Origin of the sequence: Streptomyces sp. NPDC002994 (genome assembly GCF_040611155.1) — a bacterium.
Taxonomy (GTDB): Bacteria; Actinomycetota; Actinomycetes; order Streptomycetales; family Streptomycetaceae; genus Streptomyces.
The window spans coordinates 284,559-290,558 of sequence record NZ_JBEXNQ010000009.1; the positions used below are offsets into that span (position 1 = coordinate 284,559).

Here is a 6,000-nt window from a genome sequence, read left to right on the forward strand (position 1 = left end):
CCCGCCCGATCGGAGTATCGACCGGAACCTTCCTGATTCGGCCACTCTCCGCACCCCCTCCCCGCCCGCTGACCTGCAAACCTTCCACATTGAGCAGGAATTCCCGCAGCTCGCCGCGCGCGTGACCTCCGGTCACACAATTTGCTGGGCCTGTGGACAAAGTCCGGCGGCCGTTGCGTCATGGGACAGTGACAGAACCTGCGCGCATTCTCGTTGTCGGCGGCGGCTACGTCGGGATGTACACCGCGTTGCACCTCCAGCGGAAGCTGAGAAGTGGCGAGGCCGAGGTCATTGTGGTGACCCCTGATCCCTATATGACGTATCAGCCGTTCCTGCCCGAAGCGGCGGCCGGCTCCATCTCGCCGCGCCACGTCGTGGTCCCGCTCCGCCGCGTCCTGGACAAGTGCAAGATCGTCATCGGCGAGGCCAAGTCGATCGACCACGCCAAGCGCACCGCGACCGTCACCACCCTCGCCACCGAGGAGGAGGGCACCGGCGGCATCGAGATCACGTACGACGAACTCGTCCTGGCGCCGGGCTCCGTCTCCCGCACCCTCCCGATCCCCGGCCTCGCCGACTACGCCATCGGCTTCAAGACCGTCGAAGAGGCCATCGGTCTGCGCAACCACGTGATCGAGCAGATGGACATCGCGTCCGCCACCCGCGACCCGGCCGTCCGCGACGCCGCCCTCACCTTCGTCTTCGTCGGCGGCGGATACGCGGGCGTCGAAGCGCTCGGGGAGCTGGAGGACATGGCCCGCTATGCCGCCCGCTACTACCACAACGTCAAGCCGCAGGACATGAAGTGGATCCTCGTCGAGGCAACGGGCCGCATCCTCCCCGAGGTCGGCGAGGAGATGGGTAAGTACGCGATCCGTGAACTGCGCGGCCGCAACATCGACGTACGCCTGGAGACCCGGCTCGACTCCTGCGCCGACCGCGTCGCCGTCCTCAGCGACGGCTCCCGCTTTCCCACCCGCACCGTCGTCTGGACGGCGGGAGTCAAGCCGCATCCCGTCCTCGCGGCGAGCGACCTTCCCCTGAACGAACGCGGCCGCCTCACGGCCACCGCCAAGCTCACGATCGAAGGAACCGAGCACGCCTGGGCCGCCGGGGACGCCGCCGCGGTCCCCGACCTCACCGCGCCCGAGAAGGGCAAGGAGTGCGCGCCCAACGCCCAGCACGCCGTACGCCAGGCCAAGGTCCTCGCCGAGAACGTCCTCGCCTCACTGCGCGGCGAACCGCTCAAGAACTACGAGCACAAATACGCCGGTTCGGTCGCCTCGCTCGGTCTCCACAAGGGCGTCGCGCACGTCTACGGCCGCAAGCTCAAGGGCTATCCGGCCTGGCTGATGCACCGCACGTACCACCTCAGCAGGGTGCCGACCTTCAACCGAAAGGCGCGGGTCCTCGCCGAATGGACGCTCGCCGGACTCTTCAAACGCGAGATCGTTTCGCTCGGCTCCCTGGAGCACCCGCGAGCCGAATTCGAACTGGCCGCGGGCGGCGAGCCGCCCAAGACCAAGTGACGACTGTCAGTGCGGTCGGTCACACTGGGCGTGTGACCATAGGTTGGCTCACACCGGCACAGAGTGACCCGCTGTAGCGACACACCAGCTCACGCAATACAACGCAACGCGACACCATGAGGCTTGAAAGTCAGTGAACTTCACGCGCTGGAGCGCCCGTCTACCCGGAACGCAGCGCCGCGCCGCAGCGCGGACCGACCGCGGCTCCGTCCCGGCGGCCCGCGTTGAGTACGGCCGGCAGTCCGAGTACGGACCCGACGCGCCCGACGGCCAGGACGCGCCCGGCGACGCCCCCCTGCACGCTCTCACGGACCTCTCCGTCCGCGAGATCCTCGGCCGGCTCCCCGCCCTCGTCGCCCTGGTGTACGGCCCCGAGCACCGCGTCGCGTACGTCAATGACGCCTACGCCGCCGCCTTCGGCCCCCGCGAGACCGGCGCCCCCGCCGCCGTCGCCCTCCCCGAGCTGGACGAGCTCGGCCTGCTCCCGCTCCTGGACCAGGTCCTGCGCAGCGGTACGCCCCGTACGGTCAAGTCCCGCAAGGTGCCCAAGGGCGGCTCGTACACCATCACCTGTACGCCGATCGACCCCGCGACCAGCACGGCCGGCACCGACGGGGACGGCGGCGTGCTCATCTTCGCCGCCGACGTCACCGACCACGCGGAGGCCGCCGAGCGGCTGCGCGCCAGCGAGCGCCGCCTGCGCGAGACGGCGGTCACCCTGCAACGCTCCCTGCTCCCCCAGGAGCTGGAACAGCCCGACGACCTGCGCATCGCCGCCACGTACCAGCCGGGCGGTACGGACGCGGCGGTCGGCGGCGACTGGTACGACGTGATCACCCTCGGCGCGGGCCGTACGGCGCTGGTCATCGGCGACGTCATGGGCCGCGGGGTGCGCGCCGCCGCCGTCATGGGCCAGCTCCGCACGGCGGTCCGCGCGTACGCCCGCCTGGACCTCCCGCCCCACGAGGTCCTGCAACTCCTGGACGGCCTCGCCGCCGAGATCGACGCCAGCCAGATCGCGACCTGCGCGTACGCCGTCCACGACCCCAACGAGGGCCGCCTCGTCTACGCGTCGGCGGGCCACCTCCCGATCCTCGTCCGTGACGAGGACGGCACGGTCCGCCGCGCCGAGGACCACACGGGCCCGCCGCTCGGCACGGGCGGCTGGATGCACACTTCAGGCACGATCGCTCTTCCACCGGGTTCCACGGCTGTCCTCTATACGGACGGACTCGTCGAACGCCGCCGCGAGGACATCGACGAGGGCGTGGCCGCCCTGGAGCGCGCCCTGTCCGGCGCCACCGGCACGCCCCAGGTCGTCTGCGACCGGCTGATCCGCGCACTGGGCGTCACGGCCGACCACGACGACGACGTAGCGGTACTGGTCCTCCAGCACCCCACGCGCACCGGCCCGGACGCGGAGCTCTTCCACAACGCGGCACTGGATCTGCTCGGCGGCATCGAGGCGGCCCCCCGCGCCCGCGCCTTCGCCACCGGGGTCCTCGCCTCCTGGCGCTTCCCGATGGAGCTGTGCGACCTGGGGGTACTGGCGGCGAGCGAGCTCGTCGCGAACTCCCTCCAGCACGGCACCCCGCCGATGCGCCTGCGCCTTCGCCGTACTGACCGCCGGCTGATCATCGAGGTGACGGACGGCGACGACCACCTGCCGCGCCGCCGCCGCGCCGAACCGGCGGACGAGGCGGGCCGCGGCATCTCGATCGTCGCGACGATCGCCTCGTCCTGGGGCAGCCGACGGACGCCCGGGGGCGGCAAAGCGGTGTGGTGCGAATTCGCCCTGCCGACGGCTTGACACAAACGCCGGAGGGGCCGGACCTGCCGCTCAGCGGCACATCCAGCCCCTCCGGCGTTTGAGGAGCGGGGTCTGGGGCAGCGCCCCCCACGCGGCGGAGCCGCAAAGTGTCACAGCGGGAAGGGGCGGGTCGGGGAAGGCTCCGCAGGACCCGACGCCCGCCCTACTCCACCGGCGCCAGATCCTTCACCGGCACGCCCGAAGCAACGACCCGCGACCTCACCGGCACCGGCCGGTCCTGCACCGCGGTCAGCTGCTTGCCGAGCCGCAACGCCAGCACGCTGATGCCCAGCGAGAAGACGATGAAGGTGAGGATGTACGGCGCGTGCAGCGACGCGCCCATCGGTCCGCCCACCGCCGGCCCGACCGCCAGGGCCAGCTGCTTGACCAGCGCGAACGCGGAGTTGTACTGCCCGATCATCGACTCCGGCGCCAGATCGGCGACCAGCGGCGCGACGGTCGGCGACAGCATCGCCTCACCGAGCCCGAACAGCGCGTACGTCGAGATGAACGCGGCCGTAGCCATCGTCTGACTGCCGTGCCCCAGACCGGCGTACCCGGCCACGACCCACGCGACGGCCCAGATCAGCCCGACCAGCGCGATGACGCGCGAACGCCGCCGCCGCTCGACCAGCCGCAGCACCACGAACTGCGCGATGACGATGACAGCCGTGTTGGCCGCCAGCGCGATCCCGAGCGTCGAGGGCTCGATCCCAGCCGCCTCGGTCCCGTAAGCCGCGAGCCCTGACTCGAACTGCCCGTAACACGCGAAGAACAGCACGAACCCCAGCCCGCACAACTGCACCATGGCCCGGTGCTTCAGGAGCGCCCGCAGGCCGCCCCCCTTGGCAGCGGCGTCGTCCTGCGGCATGGCGCCGGGAATGACGGCCGCACGCGGCAGCCGGACACTCGCACCGATCCCGGCGAGCACCAGGAACATCACGGCCTCAATGCTGAACAGCAGCAGGAAGCTGTCGGGCCGACTCTCGTCGACGAGCTGGCCGCCGATCAGACCACCGATGCCGAGCCCGAGGTTCGCGAGAAAGAACTGCATGGCGAAGGCCCGCGTACGGGTGGCCGGCGTGGAGCACCACACGATCATCGTGGCGAGCGCCGGCTGCACGACCGCCGTACCCGCGCCGAGCAGCGCGGCGGCCAGCAAGACCGTCGGCACGCTGCTCGCGAGCCCCATGCACAGGGCACCGGCGGAGGCGCTCACCGCACCGCCGACCAGCACGGGCAGCGGCCCCCGCCGGTCGATGACACGGCCGGTGAACGGCAGGACTACGAGTGCGGCCACAGCAAAGACGGCGAGCACCACACCTGCTGTACTCGCACCCAGGTCCCGCACCTGAGCCACGTACACATACAGATACGGAACGGTGAATCCGATACCGAACGCGCTCAGCGCGTTCCCCATCTGGATCCGGCGCATCGCGGCGCCCATTGCCCTGGTCACACTCACCTGCTCAAGGTTTCGAAGGAGTAGAGCTGAAGTCTGAAGACTTCAACACTAAAGTTAGAACCTGAACAGTACACACCGAAGGACTTAAGTGCCAATGAGTCCGTGTCATACTGCCCGGCATGTCTGAGACCCCAGAGCCGCACGGCCCCCAGGAGCCGAGCCTCGACGAACAGATCGCCGCCTATCAGCGCGAGTACGGCGACCTGGACCCGCAGGTCGAGAAGGTCGTCTCGGCCCTGGGCCGCCTCAACCGCCGTATGAACGTGGCGTACGGCCGGCAGGTCGCCGCACTCGGCATCAGCAACACGGAGTGGGAAGTCCTCAAGACCCTCGTGGTCTCCGGCGCCCCCTACCGCCTGGGCCCCGGCGAGCTCGCGAAGCGCCTCGGCCTCACGCCGGCCGCCATGACCCACCGCATCGACCGGATGGCGGCGGACGGCCTGGTCACCAGGGACCGCGACGAGAACAACCGCGTGCGCGTGATCGTGGAGCTCACGGACGAGGGCCGCGCCAAGTGGCTCGAAGCGATGCGGATGGCGTCGAGCTTCGAGGAGGACCTGCTCCAGGACCTCAGCGCCGCCGAGCGCGGTTCGCTCGGCGAGATGCTGATCCGCCTGTTGCGCAGGGTCGAGGACGCCCAGCCGGACGCCGGCGGCCGCCTGAAGGACCTGGACTGACGGCCGTACTGACGGCCCATCGGCGGGGGTTGACACAGCCCCCGACGATCCGTAAGGTTCTTCGAGTTGTCACGGAGCCGGAACGGTTCTGCGGCAACCGCTCGCCGCGAAAGCGGCAAACCCAAACTCTCAGCACCATCTCCCACTCGGGGATAATTTCGGCATGCCGGAATTCATTCGAGAGGCTCGATTATGAGCCGCCCGGGAAACCCGCTAGAGTTCTGGATGTCGGAACGGCCCAACAGCCGGGAAGACAAATCCCGCTGACTGGGAGTCAGGCCCGAAAGGATCTGATAGAGTCGGAACCGCCGGAAAGGGAAACGCGAAAGCGAAGAACTGGAAAGCACCGAGGAAGTCGGACACGAAAGAGTCTGATAGAGTCGGAAACACGAAATACCGAACGAAAGCCCGGAGGAAAGCCCGCGAGGGTGAGTACAAAGGAAGCGTCCGTTCCTTGAGAACTCAACAGCGTGCCAAAAGTCAACGCCAGATATGTTGATACCCCGGCCCACTTCGGTG

Annotated in this window: 4 protein-coding genes; 3 read left to right on the top strand and 1 reads right to left on the bottom strand. The window is 69.3% G+C overall.

All coding sequences use genetic code 11. The features are described from left to right. Positions 1–188: 188 nt before the first annotated feature. Positions 189–1,529, top strand: a complete 1,341-nt coding sequence (locus ABZX79_RS15260) for an NAD(P)/FAD-dependent oxidoreductase (RefSeq protein ID WP_355256449.1) — start codon at positions 189–191, stop codon at positions 1,527–1,529. 133 nt (positions 1,530–1,662) lie between these two features. Beyond that, entirely contained in the window at positions 1,663–3,339 is a 1,677-nt protein-coding gene (locus ABZX79_RS15265; RefSeq protein ID WP_355256452.1) for an ATP-binding SpoIIE family protein phosphatase, read from the top strand. 163 nt (positions 3,340–3,502) lie between these two features. Here ABZX79_RS15265 and ABZX79_RS15270 read toward each other — a convergent pair whose 3' ends face one another. Further along, positions 3,503–4,786, bottom strand: coding sequence for an MFS transporter (locus ABZX79_RS15270; RefSeq protein ID WP_355256498.1), 1,284 nt, complete (start codon positions 4,784–4,786; stop codon positions 3,503–3,505). A 137-nt stretch (positions 4,787–4,923) separates the two neighbouring features. Between ABZX79_RS15270 and ABZX79_RS15275 the strand changes: the two genes are divergently transcribed. Beyond that, a complete protein-coding gene (locus tag ABZX79_RS15275; protein ID WP_355256455.1) occupies positions 4,924–5,481 on the top strand; it encodes a MarR family transcriptional regulator in 558 nt (185 codons plus the stop codon). The last annotated feature ends 519 nt before the right edge of the window (positions 5,482–6,000 follow it).

Bases quoted from the DNA above. Each gene is read 5' to 3' on its own strand.
- ABZX79_RS15270 (WP_355256498.1), bottom strand. From the start codon at position 4,786: ATGGGCGCCGCGATGCGCCGGATCCAGATGGGGAACGCGCTGAGCGCG.
- ABZX79_RS15275 (WP_355256455.1), top strand. From the start codon at position 4,924: ATGTCTGAGACCCCAGAGCCGCACGGCCCCCAGGAGCCGAGCCTCGAC.